At 65.2% G+C, this 14,874-nt stretch carries 16 protein-coding genes; 4 read left to right on the forward strand and 12 right to left on the reverse strand.

Annotated features, from left to right (window positions below):
• Positions 1-8: 8 nt before the first annotated feature.
• From J2W49_RS18905 to J2W49_RS18920, 4 genes are all read left to right on the forward strand, one after another.
• On the forward strand, positions 9-134 hold the full coding sequence (locus J2W49_RS18905; protein ID WP_310319981.1) for a hypothetical protein: 126 nt from the start codon (positions 9-11) through the stop codon (positions 132-134).
• 11 nt (positions 135-145) lie between these two features.
• Positions 146-1,582 carry an aldehyde dehydrogenase family protein gene (locus J2W49_RS18910; protein WP_310319984.1) on the forward strand — a complete coding sequence of 479 codons (1,437 nt, stop codon included), beginning with the start codon at positions 146-148 and terminating at the stop codon, positions 1,580-1,582.
• 14 nt (positions 1,583-1,596) lie between these two features.
• Complete coding sequence (locus tag J2W49_RS18915; RefSeq protein WP_310319987.1) at positions 1,597-2,079, forward strand: DUF2147 domain-containing protein; 483 nt, start codon at positions 1,597-1,599, stop codon at positions 2,077-2,079.
• A 287-nt stretch (positions 2,080-2,366) separates the two neighbouring features.
• Positions 2,367-3,692, forward strand: a complete 1,326-nt coding sequence (locus J2W49_RS18920; RefSeq protein ID WP_310319990.1) for an NAD(P)/FAD-dependent oxidoreductase — start codon at positions 2,367-2,369, stop codon at positions 3,690-3,692.
• 71 nt (positions 3,693-3,763) lie between these two features.
• Here the strand turns inward: J2W49_RS18920 and J2W49_RS18925 are convergent, their stop codons facing one another.
• The 12 genes from J2W49_RS18925 to J2W49_RS18980 form a co-directional block, all read right to left on the reverse strand.
• Positions 3,764-4,750 carry a threonine ammonia-lyase gene (locus J2W49_RS18925; RefSeq protein ID WP_310319993.1) on the reverse strand — a complete coding sequence of 329 codons (987 nt, stop codon included), beginning with the start codon at positions 4,748-4,750 and terminating at the stop codon, positions 3,764-3,766.
• Positions 4,747-5,736, reverse strand: a complete 990-nt coding sequence (locus tag J2W49_RS18930) for an ornithine cyclodeaminase family protein (RefSeq protein WP_310319996.1) — start codon at positions 5,734-5,736, stop codon at positions 4,747-4,749. Before J2W49_RS18930 ends, J2W49_RS18925 begins: the two co-directional genes overlap by 4 nt.
• 17 nt (positions 5,737-5,753) lie before the next feature.
• Positions 5,754-6,680, reverse strand: a complete 927-nt coding sequence (locus J2W49_RS18935; RefSeq protein WP_310319998.1) for a 2-hydroxyacid dehydrogenase — start codon at positions 6,678-6,680, stop codon at positions 5,754-5,756.
• Positions 6,681-6,688: 8 nt separating this feature from the next.
• The gene (locus tag J2W49_RS18940; protein ID WP_310320000.1) at positions 6,689-7,450 is read right to left on the reverse strand and encodes a cupin domain-containing protein; all 762 of its coding nucleotides are present in this window, start codon (positions 7,448-7,450) and stop codon (positions 6,689-6,691) included.
• Between the two features lie 35 nt (positions 7,451-7,485).
• Positions 7,486-8,163, reverse strand: coding sequence for an aspartate/glutamate racemase family protein (locus J2W49_RS18945; RefSeq protein ID WP_310320003.1), 678 nt, complete (start codon positions 8,161-8,163; stop codon positions 7,486-7,488).
• 25 nt (positions 8,164-8,188) lie between these two features.
• Positions 8,189-8,851 carry a 3-oxo-tetronate 4-phosphate decarboxylase gene (gene otnC, locus J2W49_RS18950; RefSeq protein WP_310320005.1) on the reverse strand — a complete coding sequence of 221 codons (663 nt, stop codon included), beginning with the start codon at positions 8,849-8,851 and terminating at the stop codon, positions 8,189-8,191.
• Positions 8,848-10,122, reverse strand: a complete 1,275-nt coding sequence (otnK, locus tag J2W49_RS18955) for a 3-oxo-tetronate kinase (RefSeq protein ID WP_310320007.1) — start codon at positions 10,120-10,122, stop codon at positions 8,848-8,850. Before otnK ends, otnC begins: the two co-directional genes overlap by 4 nt.
• Before the next feature lie 14 nt (positions 10,123-10,136).
• Positions 10,137-10,892, reverse strand: a complete 756-nt coding sequence (locus J2W49_RS18960) for a cupin domain-containing protein (RefSeq protein ID WP_310320010.1) — start codon at positions 10,890-10,892, stop codon at positions 10,137-10,139.
• 30 nt (positions 10,893-10,922) lie between these two features.
• Complete coding sequence (locus tag J2W49_RS18965) at positions 10,923-12,068, reverse strand: NAD(P)/FAD-dependent oxidoreductase (RefSeq protein WP_310320013.1); 1,146 nt, start codon at positions 12,066-12,068, stop codon at positions 10,923-10,925.
• Positions 12,065-13,441 carry an FAD/NAD(P)-dependent oxidoreductase gene (locus tag J2W49_RS18970; protein ID WP_310320016.1) on the reverse strand — a complete coding sequence of 459 codons (1,377 nt, stop codon included), beginning with the start codon at positions 13,439-13,441 and terminating at the stop codon, positions 12,065-12,067. The genes J2W49_RS18965 and J2W49_RS18970 overlap by 4 nt, the downstream gene beginning before the upstream one ends.
• On the reverse strand, positions 13,423-13,731 hold the full coding sequence (locus J2W49_RS18975; protein WP_310320019.1) for a (2Fe-2S)-binding protein: 309 nt from the start codon (positions 13,729-13,731) through the stop codon (positions 13,423-13,425). The genes J2W49_RS18970 and J2W49_RS18975 overlap by 19 nt, the downstream gene beginning before the upstream one ends.
• A gap of 154 nt (positions 13,732-13,885) precedes the next feature.
• Complete coding sequence (locus J2W49_RS18980; protein WP_310320022.1) at positions 13,886-14,791, reverse strand: GNAT family N-acetyltransferase; 906 nt, start codon at positions 14,789-14,791, stop codon at positions 13,886-13,888.
• Positions 14,792-14,874 lie beyond the last annotated feature (83 nt).

Here is a 14,874-nt window from a genome sequence, read left to right on the forward strand (position 1 = left end):
GCGTCACGGTGGAATTCAAGAACAAGGTGGTCCTGATCGTCGGTGCGTCGTCCGGGATCGGCCGGGTGCTGGCGCTGCTGTTGCCCAAGCGTTTGACCACGTGCATCCTGCGCAGCGAGTTGCCGCGCCTGTGAAAGACCTGGCCATGCCCCCCATCGACGATGCCGACCCGAAGATCCTCCTGCGCCTCTTCGAGCAACAGGCGCCGACCGCACTGGCGCTGCGCAGCTCCACCGCCCGTGAGCGTGTGGGCAAGCTCAAGCGGCTTCGCGATGGCTTGCTGAGCCGCCGCGAGGCCTGGTACACCGCCTTCGCGGCCGACCTGCGCAAGCCGCCGCTGGAGGTCGACCTGACCGAACTGCTGCCGGTGGTGGACGAAGCGCGCCACGCCATCGCGCACCTGGCGCGCTGGATGCGACCGCAACAGGTGCGGCCCACGCTCACCACGCTGGGCACGCACGCCCGGGTGCTGGCCCAGCCGCGCGGGCGCTGCCTGATCATCGGCCCCTGGAACTACCCGGTGAACACCCTGCTCGGCCCGCTGGTGTCGGCCATCGCGGCGGGCAACACGGTGATCCTCAAGCCTTCGGAGTTCACGCCCCATGTCAACGCACTCGTCGCAGAACTGGTCGCCGAGCTGTTCGACCCAGCCGAAATCACGCTCGTGCAGGGCGGGGTGGCCACCGCACAGCAGCTGCTGACGCTGCCCTTCGACCATGTGTTCTTCACCGGCTCTACCGCTGTGGGCAGGCTGGTGATGGAGGCCGCTGCGCGGCACCTCACCTCCGTGACGCTGGAGCTGGGTGGCAAGTCGCCGGTGATCGTGGACCAGTCGGCTGATCTGCGGCAGGCCGCCGAACTGATCCTCTGGGGCAAGTTCACCAACGCCGGCCAGACCTGTGTCGCGCCCGATCACGTGTACGTGCATCGCAGTGTCAAGGCAGAGTTCATCCGCCTGTGTCAGGAACTGATGGCGGAGCGCTACGGTGCCAACGACGCCTCCGTTGAGGCGAGCCCGGACCTGGCGCGCATGATCAGCCCGCGCCACACGGAACGACTCGGGGCGCTGATCGACGACGCGCTGGCGCGCGGCGCCACCCTGGTGGCCGGCGGCCGCCACGACAGCGCCGCGCGCTACGTGGCGCCCACGCTGCTGACCGACGTGCCCGCCGAGGCGCGCATCGGGTCCGAAGAAATTTTTGGCCCGGTGCTGCCCATCGAAGCCTTCGACGTGATCGATCAGGTGATCCAGCGCATCAACGCGCAGCCCAAGCCGCTGGCGCTGTACCTGTTCAGCCGCAGCCGGTCGACGCAGGCCCGGGTCACGGCCCAGACCAGCTCGGGCGGCCTCTGTCTCAACCACTGCGTGCAGCAGTACGTGCATGGCGGTCTGCCCTTCGGTGGCGTGAACCACTCGGGCATCGGCAGCGCGCATGGTCACTACGGTTTCAAGGCGTTCTCGCATGAGCGCGCCTGTCTCGCTTCCGGTCCCCTGATGCCGCTGAGCCTGTTCTTCCCACCCTACACCCGGCGCACATCCTGGCTCAGCGCATCCCTGCTGAGGGTGTTGCGCTGGATCTGACGAGGAGCACACCCATGAAGGTCCACCCATGGATGACGGCCCTGGCCATCGGCTCTGCGATGGTGGCCGCGCAGGCCCAGGACAAGGCCGACGACTTCACCGGCTACTGGATGACCGCGCAGCGCGACGGGGTCGTGCAGCTGGCCCGCTGCCCGCTGTACAAAAATGCGCCGCCGACCGGGCTGTGCGGCGTGATCGTCTGGGACGCCGAAGTCGACAACCCCACGCGCAGCGCCTCCCTGGACTGCAACCGCAAGGTTTTTGAGGCGGCGAAGTTTGACGCCGGTGTCTGGAAGGACGGCTGGGCTTTTGATACCCGCAAGCGCAAGTTCTACAGCACCAAGCTGCGCTTGAAAGGCGGCAATCTGCATGTGCGCGCCTATGTGGGCAGCGAGATCAATGGCGAGACGGAGGTCTTCAGCCGGGTGGCGGAAGTCCCCACTGGCTGCCAGGACCTCAAGCCAGAGTCCATGTCGATCACCGGTGTGAAGCGATGAATCGCCGAGTCATGCACCAGGCTTGACCGTCTCCGTTCGACCTGGCGCGACGGCAGGATCTGCTGATAGCGGCTCGAACAACAGCAACCTGCATTGCGCAAGACCCTCATTGCAGCACCGGGTCGAGGGGCACGCGGCCTAAACTTTGTCACCGTGCATCGCGCTGACGCCTCACTTCTTCCCACCGTTCTCCGCAGGGCGGCGTTGGGATGGGAAAGCAGCGATCAGGCGGCCAAGTTCTACGTGAGCCCAAGCGTCCTGGCCTGACCGGACGATCAAGACCCATCATGTCCCATCCGCTGAACCACATCCAGACATCTTCCAAGCCGCCGGCCTCTGCGGAGGTTGTCGTGATCGGCGGCGGCATCATCGGAGCCTTTACCGCCTACTACTTGGCCAAGCGCGGGGTTTCTGTTGTCTTGGTCGAAAAGGGTCTCATCGGTGCCGAGCAGTCGAGTCGCAACTGGGGCTGGTGCCGCCAGCAGAACCGCGATGAGCGCGAGTTGCCCATGGCGACGAAGAGCTTGGCGCTGTGGGAGCAGTTCGGCGCCGATTCCGGGCAGGATACGGGCTTCAACCGCCACGGGCTGCTCTATCTGAGCGACGACGAAGCACAGCTTTCCACCTGGGCCAAATGGCGCGAGTTGGCGATCTCCACCGGCGTGACCACGCACATGCTGAGCGGCCGCGAAGCCTCGGAGCGCGGCCGTGCCACCGGTCGCGCATGGAAGGGCGGCGTCTTCTCTCCCAGCGACGGCACGGCCGACCCGGCCAAGGCGGCGCCTGCGGTCGCGTCCGCGATCATGAAGCTCGGCGGCAGCGTCCACCAGAACTGCGCCGCGCGTGGCATTGAGCTCGAAGGTGGCCGCGTCAGCGGTGTCGTGACCGAAGCCGGAACCATCAAAACCCGTATCGCGGTCATGGCAGGCGGTGCCTGGGCGTCATCGTTCTGCCACCAGCTCGGCGTGCGGTTTCCACTGGCCACGGTGCGCCAGTCCATGGTGCGTGTGTCGCCTGTGGCACAAAGCCTGCCCGACGCGTTGGCCGGCCCCAACGTCGCCATCACTCGGCGCCCGGACGGTCATTACGTGCTGGCCATCAGCGGCCGGGGGCGGGTGGACCCGACGCCGCAGCTCATCCGCTTCGCCCCACAGTTCGTGCCCATGTTCGCCAAGCGCTGGCGCAACGTGTTTCCCGGCGGGCTGGAAGGCATGCGCTGGGGTCATGAAACCCGCGCCCGCTGGAAGCTGGACGCACCCACGCCCATGGAACGGGCGCGCATCCTCGACCCCCGGCCCGACCCCGCAGGCGTGCGCGAAACCCACCGCCGTGCCATCGATTTGATGCCCGCGCTTCGTGAAGCCCGCATTTCGAACACCTGGGCAGGCTACATCGACAGCACGCCCGACGGCGTGCCCGGCATCGGGGAAATACCGCAAGTGCCCGGTTTCATCCTGGCCGCAGGCTTCTCGGGCCATGGTTTCGGCATCGGTCCGGGCGCAGGCCATCTGATCGCCGACCTGGTCACCGGCGCTCAACCCATTTTCGATCCGGAACCCTTCCGGCCGGAACGGTTCAGCGCTTCGGCATGGGGCAAGGTTGCTGACTTCTAACTGCCAGAGTTCGCCCCCAAGACTGTCAGGGTTTCGGGCGGCGGATTCGGGATCGCGCAAGCACGGGCTGCTCAACCACCGGCATAGACCTCGGCCAGGTCGCACAGGTCCCAGTTCCCACCGGTCAGCACCACACAGACTTTTTCGTCTGGCTTGAGCGTCACACTGCCGGCGAGCAGGGCGCCGATGCCGATGGACGCTGCCGGCTCGGCAATCAGCTTCGCATCCCTGGCCAGCGTGCGCATGCCCGCGATGATGTGTTCGTCCTCGACGAGGATGATCTCGTCCACGTATTTTTCGATGATGGGGTAGGGGTTCTGCCCCGGCACACTGATGCGCAAACCGTCGGCAATGGTGTTCTTCAGCGGCAGTGAGGTGCGTTCCCCGTTGATGCGGCTTTGAAAGTACTTGGGCGTCAGGGCGGGTTCGGCGCCAACCACGCGCACCGAGGGGTTGCTTTCCTTGATGGCGGTGGCGATGCCGGAGATGAGGCCGCCGCCGCCCATGGGAATGATGACCGTGTCCACATCGGCCAGGTCTTCCAGTATTTCAAGGCCGATGGTGCCCTGGCCGGCCATGACCAGCGGGTCCTCGAAGGCGTGCACCACCGCGTAGTGGTGTTCTGCGGCGATCTCGTACACCCGTTTCCAGCGGGCGGCGGTGTCGCCGTCGAACAGCACCACTTCTGCGCCCAGCGCCTGGGTGTTCGCGATCTTGATCTTGGGTGTGGTCACGGGCACGACCAGCACCGCCTTCACGCCCAGCATCCGGGCGGCGTAGGCCAGCCCCTGCGCATGGTTGCCTGAAGAGGTGGCGATGATGCCGTTGGCAATCGCTTCCTTGGGGAGCGACATCGACTTGTTCAACGCGCCCCGGATCTTGAAGGCGCCGGTGATCTGCAGGGTCTCGGGTTTCAGATACAGCTGACAGCCCACGCTGGGCTCGATCTTTTCTGCACGCAACAAGGGCGTGTGCCGGATGAGGGGTTTGAGCCGTTCGCGGGCCTGGTGGATGTCCTGAAGGGTAGGGTGTTCGAGCATGGTCATGGTCAAGGTCATGGAATGAACTCAAAGGTGGTGCCAGTCTGGCTGGCGATGGCATTGCGGTAGATCTTGTCAGCCGTGGTGTTGTCCTGGATGGCCATGCCCGTGGAGTCGAAGATGGTGATCTCGTCATCGGTCTCGCGTCCCGGCTTTTTGCCCAGCAGGATTTCGCCGAGCTCCGCATGGATGTCGGCCCGGGTGATGATGTTCTGGTTCAGCGGGTGCCAGGTCTCGCCCTTTTCGATGCACTGCGCGATCGAGTCGTTGACGATCTTGGCGTTGCGGAAGATCTCCGGTTCAAGTTCCTGCTTGCCATAGGTGTCCGTGCCCATGGCGACGATGTGCGTGCCGGGCTGGATCCAGGCGGCTTCCACCAGCGAGCCTTTGCCACGTGTGGTGGTGATCAGGATGTCGGCCTGTTCAACCGCCTCCCGCATCGAGCGGGCCATCACCACCGGAATGTCGAACTCGCGTTCGATGTCTGCCTTGAAGCGGGCGAGGTTTTCGGGGTGGTGGTCCCAGGCGTGGATTTCTTCGATCTTCATCACCTCCCGAATGGCCCGAATCTGCATGCGGGCCTGGTTGCCGGTGCCGATGGAGGTGATCTTCCGGGCGTTCTGCCGGGCCAGCACCTTGACCGACACGGCGCCCGCGGCACCGGTGCGCAGGCCGGTGAGCAGACTGCCGTCCATCACGCAGATGAGCGCGCAGCTGCGCGCGTCGAACAGCAGCACGGTGCCCATGCCGCTGGGCACGCCGTGGTCAGCGGGGTTGTTGGGAAAGCCGCCGGACGAGGCCTTCATCGAGATGATGTCGTTGGCGCTGCTGTGGCTGATCTTGAAGTCGATCTCGCCGCTGGGCGGCAGGTGGATGCAGGTGTAGGGGGGCTGGTTCACCTGGCCGCTGTTGAAGGCCTTGTAGGCCTCCTCCACCGTTCCAATGACTTCCTTCATGCAGATCAGTCGGCCGACCTGCTCCTTGTTGAGCAACAGTGTTTTCATGGCTGTGGATGGATGTTTCAGTAACCCCGCGCGCGGTCGACCAGTCCGGTCATCGGCAGGCCTTGTTGATGCCGGCGCAGGTTGTGAATGAGCGCATCGACCGCGGTTTCCGGCTGCGTCATGCTGGCGATGTGGGGCGTGAGCGCGATCTGAGGATGGGTCCAGAACGGATGCCGCGGCGGCAGCGGCTCAGGTTCGCACACGTCCAGCACGGCGCGGGAGAGCTGGCCTTCGTCCAGTGACCGCAGCAGATCGTCCTGCACCAGGTGCGCGCCTCTGCCCACGTTGACCAGCGCGGCGCCACAGGGCAACTGATCGAAAAGGGTCTTGCAGAGAACGCCGCGCGTGTTGTCGGTCAGCGGCAGCAGGCAGATCAGGATGTCGGTGCGGGCCAGGAACGCCTGCAAGCCATCGGCGCCCGCATGGCATTCGATGCCGTCGATTTGCTGTGGCGAACGGCTCCAGCCCGCGCAGGCAAACCCGAAGCCGTGCAGCTTGTCGAGCACGGCGCGCCCCAGCACACCCAGGCCCAGCACGCCCACGCGCCGCGACGAGGCGGGATACACGCGATGGGTCTGCCAGCGGCCTTCTTGCTGTTGTTGCCGGTAGGTGTGCCAGTCTCGATGCAGGGACAGCACGGCCAGCGTCACGTACTCGACCATGCCGTTGACGATGCCGGACTCGACCATGCGCACCACCGGCAGTGTTTCGGGAATGACCGAGAAGTCGAACTGGTCGACCCCGGCGCCGGTGGAGAAGAGCACCTCCAGGTTCGGGAACCGGGTGGCCAGGTCGGCGGGGGGTTCCCAGGCGGCGAGGTAGCGCACCTCGTGCGGGTCCGGCACGTCGGGCCAGATGCGAAACGGCAGCTCCGGCAGCTGCTGGGAAAACCGCTGGGCCCACACCGCGCCGCGGACGGGGTCGGACTTGTAGAGAAAGCTCATGGTGTTCACTAGGGTTGGTAGATCACATACACCTTGGCCACGTGTTCGCGGCTCTCCCAGGTACAGCGGGCACCCCTTTCGATCAGGAAGATGTCGCCCTTCGAAAAGGTGCGGCGGCGGCCGGTTTCGTCGACGAAATCCACACAGCCTTGCAGCAGGTGCATCAGCTCAAAGTGCTTGTAGAACAGCGGGCGGCGCTCATACGGCGTCGAGTCCCAGGTGCCGCACTTGAACAGGCCATCGGCGCTGGTGTAGTCGGTGTGGTTGCGGCAGGACGGGAGCGGTGTGGTCAGCAGATCCAGGGGCGGCGGGCCCGAGGGTTTGAGCTCAGGTGCTTCCTGCAGTCGCAGGATTCGGCCGCTACCCGTCTGGCTGCGGTTGTAGCGGGTGAAGATGAGCGAAACAGAACCCAGTGCCGTCCAGGAGAAGCTGGCACCGCGCGGGATCAGCGCAGCCTGGCCTGGCCCGAACGTCAGCTCGGTATCTGCCTGGATGAGGGTCAGCTGGCCATCATGGACGATGACACACTCGTCAGCCGGCTGGAACGAGACCATGCCCTGACCGGACTTCAGTTCGATCACGCCAGCGGTCACAGCACCTGCAGGCCAGGCCAGAACGCGTCGGCACGACAGGAAGCGGTCGTCACCGGAGTGGGCTTCGACAGGTATGCCCTGGTGCCGGTCGCGTGCGAAGGATCGCATGTCCACGAAGGTGGGGCGGGGGAACGACAACACCTCGAAGGCTTCGCATTCTTGCAGCAGGGTGGTCATGGTTTGCCCGGATGGATGGGGTGGATGGAAGGGGCTCAGGCGGCCTGGGCCACCGGCTTCCCGGCACTGAGTCGGGCGATTTCCTGCATCAGCAATGGCGGGCTGGCCAATACGGGGCAGGTCAGTGTTGCGGCCAGCGGGTCGCGCAGATGCGCCAGCGAGGCCTGGGCCAGGACCAGAACATCCACCTCACGGGACAACTCTGCAGCAGCCTCCTGAAGAATGGCGTCGTGCCGCGCACGGTCACCCGCCATCAGCGCCTGGTAGGCCTCGGGCCGCAGCACCGTCTGGATGCTGATTTCCCGGGCTTGCTCTGCCGCATGTGCGCGCAGCAGCGCGCTGCTGGGCTCCACCGTGCTGCTGGCCGTGCACAGCAGGCCAATGCGGGGGCCGTTGCGCACGGCCTGCGCCATCATGGGGTCGTCGATTTTCAGGAGGGGTTGCTGCACGAGGCGTCGTGCGATATCAACCGCCGGAGACGTCGATGAACAGGTGACCACGATCAGATCGGGCTGCGCTTGGGCCGCTAGAACGATCTGGTCCACCACGCGCCGGTACACCAACGGCTGCGCCGTTCCGCGCAACAGGTCTTGCAACAGGCTCTCGTTGAGGATGTGGAAGCAGTCGGCGGTGGGCACTTCAGCGCGTGCGCGTGCGCGAAAGTCATCGACCAGGAAGCCGACTGTGTGGACAAAGGCGATGCGTTGGGTCACTGGCAATGCTCCTGCTGGGCGTGTTCTAGATGTCGAGCTGAAAGGCGGCTGCCAGCTCTTCGATTTGCGCGGCGTTCAAAGGGCTGGTGGGCGCATTGCGCAGCAGCAGGAAGAGCTTGGCCGTTTCTTCCAGCTCCTCGGTCGCGTAGACAGCGGCCTCCAGTGAGGCACCGGACACCACCGGCCCATGGTTGGCCAGCAACACAGCGCCATGCTTGCGTGCACGGCCACGAATCGCCTCGGCCAGCGAGGGATCGCCGGGACGGTGGTAGGGAATCAGTGGCAGGCGGCCGATCTTCATGACGAAGTAAGGCGTCAAGGGAGGGAGGCAGTCGTCGTGGTTCAGGCCGCACATGCACGATACGGCGGCCGAATGCGAGGCATGCAGGTGCACGATGGCTCCCGCGCCCGCACGTTCTTCGTACATCGCACGGTGCAGGAAGGCTTCCTTGGAGGGTGCATCGCCGCTGAGGTGGCGGCCGTTCCAGTCGAGCTTGGCCAAGCGCGCCGGATCGAGACGACCAAGGCAGGCATTGGTCGGCGTCAGCAACCAGCCGTCGTCCAGGCGCACGCTGATGTTGCCGCTGCTGCCGGCGGACAAACCGCGGTCAAACAGAGATCGGCCCAATTCAACCAGCTCTTCGCGCAACCTGGCTTCATCGCGCCCGGTGGAAATCATCGCGCTCATGGCAGTGTGCTCCAGGCCTTGAGGAAGAAATCCGCGCTGCCGAAGTTGCCGGATTTGAGCGCGAGCGCCAGCGGCTGCGTACCGTCGTCGTGCAGGGTGCTGGTCCACGGCACGCCCGGGTCGATCTCCGGACCAATGCGCAGGCCCATCACGCCCAGCGCTTTGACCACTGCGCCCGACGTTTCACCGCCGGCCACGATCATCTGGCCAACGCCGGCCTGCACGAGGCCCCGCGCAATCATGGACAGTGTTTGCTCCACAAGTTGGCTGGCTTGTTCCACGCCCAGTTCGCCTTGCACCTGCCGCACCGCGTCGGGCGTGGCCGTGGCATAGATCAGGATGGGTTGTTGCGCCATGCGGCTACCGGCCCATTCGAGCGCGGCTGACACCAGATCCTCGCCGCGTGCCAACCGCAGCGGGTCAATACTGAAAGCCGGGTGGGACGCACGCATCACCTCCACTTGCTTTTGCGTGGCCACCGAACAGCTGCCCGAAATCACGGCTCGCAGGCCGCCGGTCTTCGGCAATGCATCTGCCACGGCATTCGATGCCAGCAGGCCGCTGCGGCGAAAGTTCTGCGGCAAGCCGAGCGCGATGCCGGAGCCGCCGGTCACCAGCGGCAGATCGGCACAGGCCGCGCCGATCGCGTCGAGGTCCGCATTGGACAGCGCATCGACGATGGCCAAGCCGTGACCCAGCTGGCGCAACGCGGTGAAGCGCTCGCGGATCGCCGCATGACCCCTGCTCACCGTCGCGTAATCGACGAGGCCGACCTTGCGCTGCGCCTGCTGCTGCAGCACGCGCACCAGGTTCGCATCGGTCATCGGCGTCAGCGGATGGTTGCGCATGCCGGACTCGGAGAGCAGCCCATCGCCGACGAAAAGATGCCCCTTGTAGAGGGTGCGTCCGTTGGCGGGAAAGGCCGGACAGGCGATGGTGAAGTCCGTGTCCAGCGCCTGCATCAAGGCTTCGGCAACGGGGCCGATGTTGCCGCACGGCGTCGAATCGAAGGTCGAGCAGTACTTGAAATAGAACTGGCGGCAGCCTGCCTGCTGCAACCAGCGGAACGCAGCGAGCGATTCCGCCACCGCGTCCTCGGCCGGGCTGGTGCGCGATTTCAGCGCAATCACCACCGCATCGGCATCGTCTGGCGGCGGCCCGTCCGGGACGCCGATCAGCTGGACGGTGCGCATGCCAGTCTTGACCAGCATGCCGGCGAGGTCCGTGCCGCCGGTGAAGTCGTCTGCAATGCATCCCAGCAGTGCGGCCATTGCTTCGGTCCTTTTTAGGCTGGGCGGTAGATCACATACACCTTCGCCACATTCACCAGGCTTTCCCAAGTGCACGAGGCCTTCTGCTCGATGAGGAAGATGTCGCCCTTGGAGAAGGTGCCGCTGCGGCCCGCTTCGTCGACGAAGGTCACCGTGCCTTCCAGCAGGTGCATCAGTTCCATGTGGCGGAAGTACAGCGCGCGGCGGGTATAGGGCGTCGAGTCCCAGGTGCCGCAGGTGAATTCACCGTCCGCAGTCTTGTAGTCGGTGTAGTTGCGGCAAACCGGCTTCGGCGTGAGCAGCAGATCGGCCGCCGGTCCGCCCGCAGACGGCCCCATCTCCGGGCTCTCCTTGATCGGCACGATGGCGCCGTCGCCCGGTTGGCTCTTGTTGTAGCGGACGAAGATCAGCGACACGGGGCCTTCTGCGGACCAGGTGAATGCCGCACCCTGTTGGATCATGGCGCTTTGCTTGGCCCTCAGCGTCAGAGTGGTCCCCTGCTGCGTCAGGGTCAGGCTGCCTTCGTTGACGATGATGAACTCATCCGCCGGGAGGGAATGCACAGAGCCGCTGCCCGCGTCGAGTGTGATGACGCCTGCTGTCACGGGGCTCGGCTCCCAATCCAGGACGCGGCGGCTGGACAGGAATCTGTCCGCTCCCGCCGACGTTGGCACTGCGATGCCCTGGCTCTTGTCCTGCGCAAATGCGCGCATATCGACAAAGGACCGCACGGTATCCAAGACGGCTTCTGCTTGCTGCAAATTCAACATGGGTATTCCCTTGATTCAGATTGGTAGGAGTTAGGCCGCCTGCGCGGCCAGTTTCGCGAAACGCGAGATGTGGTAGTGCTCGATGGGCGTGGATGTACGGCCGGTATGGATCAGTTCGGCCATCACGTCGCCCACGCCCGGGCCAAGCTGGAAACCTTCGCCGGAAAAGCCGAATGCGTAGTACAAGCCGGGGACGCGCGCGCTCGGTCCCATGACCGACCTGCTATCTTCCATGTAACCCTCGATCCCGCCCCAGACGCGGATGATGTTCAGGTTCTTGAATGCCGGCACCACGCGCGGCGCATTCGTCAGCTTGTACAGCGTTCTGCTCGGGTTCACGTAGGCACGCCGGCTCTCGATGTCGGCCAGTTCATGGCCGCCGCCGCCGATGACGATATTGCCGCGCGCAACCTGGCGGAAGAAGACGACTTTCTCGAACACGTCCGCGATCGCACCAATGGTCGGCCCGATGGCGTAAGGCACAGGCTCGGTGACGCACATGTGCGGCACTTTGGCGATCATCGGCACCGGTTCGCCGAAGCTGGTGCTGATGCGATTTCCCCAGGCTCCGGCGGTGATGAGCGCCACGGGTGCACGGAAGATGCGGCCATCGGTGGCGGTCACGCGGAAGTCCTCGCCATCCTTTTCGACACTCATGATCTCGGTGTTCTCAAACACCTGTGCGCCTTCACGCACCGCAGCACGGCCGATCGCCGGCGCCGCAAGGCGGGGATTGGCATGACCGTCGTGAGGGGCATAGCAACCCGAAGTGATGTCCGGCCCCAGGTAGGGAAAGCGTTCGCGCAGCGCTTTCGCGGTCATCATCTGCATGTCCAGGCCGAAGCCCTTCGCTTCCTCCGCATACTTCGCCATCCGTTCTTCGTGCGTCGGCGTGACGCCAAGGCGCAGATGGCCGTTCAGCAAGAGCTCGGCATCGTCGTCGAACAATTCCTTGAACTTCAGCCAGATCTCGCGCGAACGGTTCGATAGCGGCAGTTCATAGACGGGGCGGCCCATCCGGCGCGTGTTGCCGAAGTTGACGCCGCTGGCCTGCTGGCCGATCAGTCCGCGCTCGAGCAGGATGACCGACACGCCCCGCTTGCGCAGGAAGAAGGCGCTGGAGGCGCCCATGATGCCGCCGCCGACGATGACTACATCTGCTCTCTGGGTGTTCATTCCACTTCCTCCCGCACCGCCATCGACAGCGGCTTGACCGGTGCCTGGCCGCGCAGGCGCCCTACCTGTTCCACCGGAATGCCTGCGGCATGCGCAATGATCTCCGCACCCGCGTTTCCGCAATAGCGTCCCTGGCAGCGCCCCATGCCAACGCGGCACAAGGCCTTGGCACGGTTTGCTTCCTGCGCACCCTTCTCGCACACGGTGCGGCGCAGTTCGCCCGCCGTGATCGCTTCGCAGCGGCAGACGATGGCTTCGTCCGGCAATTGCGCGGCCTGCTGCGCCGGCCACGGGAAGGCTTGCGCCAGGCCTTGGCGGAAGCGTTCCATCTTGGCCTGCTCTTCGCGCAGACGTTGCAGTTTGTCTTCCTGCACCTTGAACCCGAAGTCTTTCAACACTGCCATCGCCGCCAGGCGCCCGCCGATCTCCGCTGCATCCGCACCCAGCACGCGCATGCCATCGCCGGCGAGGTAGACACCCTGTACCGATGTGCGGCCGTCTTCACCGACTTCGGGCAGCCACTGGCGTGTCTCCTGGTCGAAGCGGAAGGCACAGCGCGCGAGGTCGGCCAGTTGGGTCTCGGGACGCAGGTGATAACCCATCCCCACCGCATCGCAGTCGAAGGAACGTTCTTTGCCGCTGCTGTCGCGGATGACCACGCCTTGCACGCCGGTCTCGGGCGAGCCCATGATTTCGAGAGGGGTGATGCCTGTCAGTACTTGCACGCCTGCCCGTTTCAGTTCGGCAACCAGTGCAAAGCCATGGCGCAGCACTGCCGGGCGCGCCAGCAGTTTCGGCAACGCGGCTACGCGGCGCATGAAAGGCGAGGTGTCGAGCACTGCAGCCACCGTTGCGTCGGCCTTCACGTATTGCGACGCCACCAGGTACAGCAACGGTCCGGTCCCCATGAACACGACCTGGCGGCCAATGGCGCAGGCTTGGGCCTTCAGGGCAATCTGCGACGCGCCCAGGCTGTAGGTGCCGGCGTAATGCCAGCCCTTGACGGGCATCAGGCGGTCGGTGGCGCCGGAGCAGATCACCAACGCGTCATAGGGCAAGGCCTTGATACGCTCGTCTTTCGTAACATGCACCTTGCCGTCGAAGATATTCCAGGCCAGCGTCTCCGGCAGGTAATCGATCTTGCCGCGCAGTCCATCGAAACTTTCGTGCAATGACTGCGCCTTCTCCGCTTCCGTGCCGTAGAGCTTGGCATAGGGGCGCGTGAAGTTTTCAGGCTGGCGGCGATAGATCTGGCCGCCGTCGCGCCGGCCCTCGTCGACCACGGTCGGGTGCAGGCCGGCCGCGACCAGGGCCTCGGCGCAACGCACGCCCGAGGGCCCGGCGCCGATGATGATTACGCGAGGTTGACCCATGTTGCCTCCGGTTGTCTTGTGACGATATGCATTCCTTCTTCCACCACGGTGGTGCAGGCGCGCAGGCGTTCGCCGCTGGCGGTCCACACCCAGCAATCCTGGCAGGCGCCCATCAGGCAGAAGCCGGCGCGTTTTCCGTCGCCGAACTCGGATTCGCGCAGGTACCGCGTGTGGCTGAGCAGGGCAACCATCAGGGTGTCGCCTGCGAGTGCGGCGACCATCTGCCCGTCGATCACGATGGGCACGGGATCGCGGGCGGTTTCTGCCAATCGGACAAATCGTTGACTCATGTCATGTTTCCATTTTGGGGTGACGTGGTGAGCGAGAGGCACTCGGCCTCTCGGCCTCTCAGCCTCTCAGCCTCTCAGCCTCTCAGCCTCTCGTTCTCTCGTTCTCTCGTTCTCTCGTTCTCTCGTTCTCTCGTTCTCTCGTTCTCTCGGCCTTTCAGCCAAGGGCCTGGGTAACGATGGCAAACAACCGCGGCGCGCCTTCAGGGTGCTGCAGCGGCGCGCCGCGCACCATCGTGGTGGGGGCATCCGCGCGCAGCAGACCAATGCCCTCCAGCCATTCGGCCAGGCCCGAATCGAAGTCGATATCGATGCGGGTGAAGCGCCCGGCGTTCACGCCCGCCAGATGCGCGATCAGTGCCTTGGCGCTTTCGGCATCGGGCGCGACCACAGGCCCGATCACATGCCCGCGACCAAAGCGGCGCAGAATAGCGAAGCCCTTCTGCGTGCCGTCGTCGTCCAGCACCACGCAGGCCTCGGCCTGGGCCAGCAGGTCGTCGATCAGCGCCGGTCGTGGCATGCCCCGGGCGTCTTCGTCCAGCCGGTGCAGCGCCTGAGCTTCGTTCTGGCCGACGGGACGCAGGCGCCAGCCCGCAGGCAGCGCGATCAGCGGCGCCGGGAGTGCCACGCCCTGGTGCTGCCGGATCTCTCCGATGCGCACAAAGCCCAGCCGTTCGTACAGCCCCCGGCCTTCGGCGGTGGCGTGCAGCAGCACGGTGCAGTTGTCCATGCCTTCAAGCAGGGCGGTCATGAGCCGGTGGCCGATGCGGCGCCCTTGGCAAGCAGGCGTCACGATGATCAGCCCCACGGTGGCGTGCCGCTCGCCCCAGCGCCAGCGCAGTGCGGTGGCGATGAGCTGCCCATCGCGCTCGGCGACGATGCCTTCCGAGTGCGCAAACACATGTTCCCAATCGACCGGGCGATGCGGCCAGCGCAACTCCGCAGACATCGCCTGGGCCTGCGGCAAATCGGCCTCGGTCATGGGGCGAAGCACCACGCCGTCATCAGCAATGGGGGCCTGATCCAGGGAAGGAAACGCAGAGATCGATCGCATGAAAGACATCCTCTTGTCGGTGAAATTGGTGCTTATCTTGGACGAGATCGCGCCTGCACACCAGCGCGAACAAGGGTTTTCCAGCAACTTGC

The organism is Hydrogenophaga palleronii (genome assembly GCF_031457455.1).
Lineage (GTDB): Bacteria > Pseudomonadota > Gammaproteobacteria > Burkholderiales > Burkholderiaceae_C > Hydrogenophaga > Hydrogenophaga palleronii_A.

Excerpts from the sequence above, each read along its gene's own strand:
- J2W49_RS18910 (WP_310319984.1), top strand. The coding sequence starts at position 146 with ATGCCCCCCATCGACGATGCCGACCCGAAGATCCTCCTGCGCCTCTTC.
- J2W49_RS18915 (WP_310319987.1), top strand. The coding sequence starts at position 1,597 with ATGAAGGTCCACCCATGGATGACGGCCCTGGCCATCGGCTCTGCGATG.
- J2W49_RS18920 (WP_310319990.1), top strand. The coding sequence starts at position 2,367 with ATGTCCCATCCGCTGAACCACATCCAGACATCTTCCAAGCCGCCGGCC.
- J2W49_RS18925 (WP_310319993.1), bottom strand. The coding sequence starts at position 4,750 with ATGACCTTGACCATGACCATGCTCGAACACCCTACCCTTCAGGACATC.
- J2W49_RS18930 (WP_310319996.1), bottom strand. The coding sequence starts at position 5,736 with ATGAAAACACTGTTGCTCAACAAGGAGCAGGTCGGCCGACTGATCTGC.
- J2W49_RS18935 (WP_310319998.1), bottom strand. The coding sequence starts at position 6,680 with ATGAGCTTTCTCTACAAGTCCGACCCCGTCCGCGGCGCGGTGTGGGCC.
- J2W49_RS18940 (WP_310320000.1), bottom strand. The coding sequence starts at position 7,450 with ATGACCACCCTGCTGCAAGAATGCGAAGCCTTCGAGGTGTTGTCGTTC.
- otnC (WP_310320005.1), bottom strand. The coding sequence starts at position 8,851 with ATGAGCGCGATGATTTCCACCGGGCGCGATGAAGCCAGGTTGCGCGAA.
- otnK (WP_310320007.1), bottom strand. The coding sequence starts at position 10,122 with ATGGCCGCACTGCTGGGATGCATTGCAGACGACTTCACCGGCGGCACG.
- J2W49_RS18960 (WP_310320010.1), bottom strand. The coding sequence starts at position 10,892 with ATGTTGAATTTGCAGCAAGCAGAAGCCGTCTTGGATACCGTGCGGTCC.
- J2W49_RS18965 (WP_310320013.1), bottom strand. The coding sequence starts at position 12,068 with ATGAACACCCAGAGAGCAGATGTAGTCATCGTCGGCGGCGGCATCATG.
- J2W49_RS18970 (WP_310320016.1), bottom strand. The coding sequence starts at position 13,441 with ATGGGTCAACCTCGCGTAATCATCATCGGCGCCGGGCCCTCGGGCGTG.
- J2W49_RS18975 (WP_310320019.1), bottom strand. The coding sequence starts at position 13,731 with ATGAGTCAACGATTTGTCCGATTGGCAGAAACCGCCCGCGATCCCGTG.
- J2W49_RS18980 (WP_310320022.1), bottom strand. The coding sequence starts at position 14,791 with ATGTCTTTCATGCGATCGATCTCTGCGTTTCCTTCCCTGGATCAGGCC.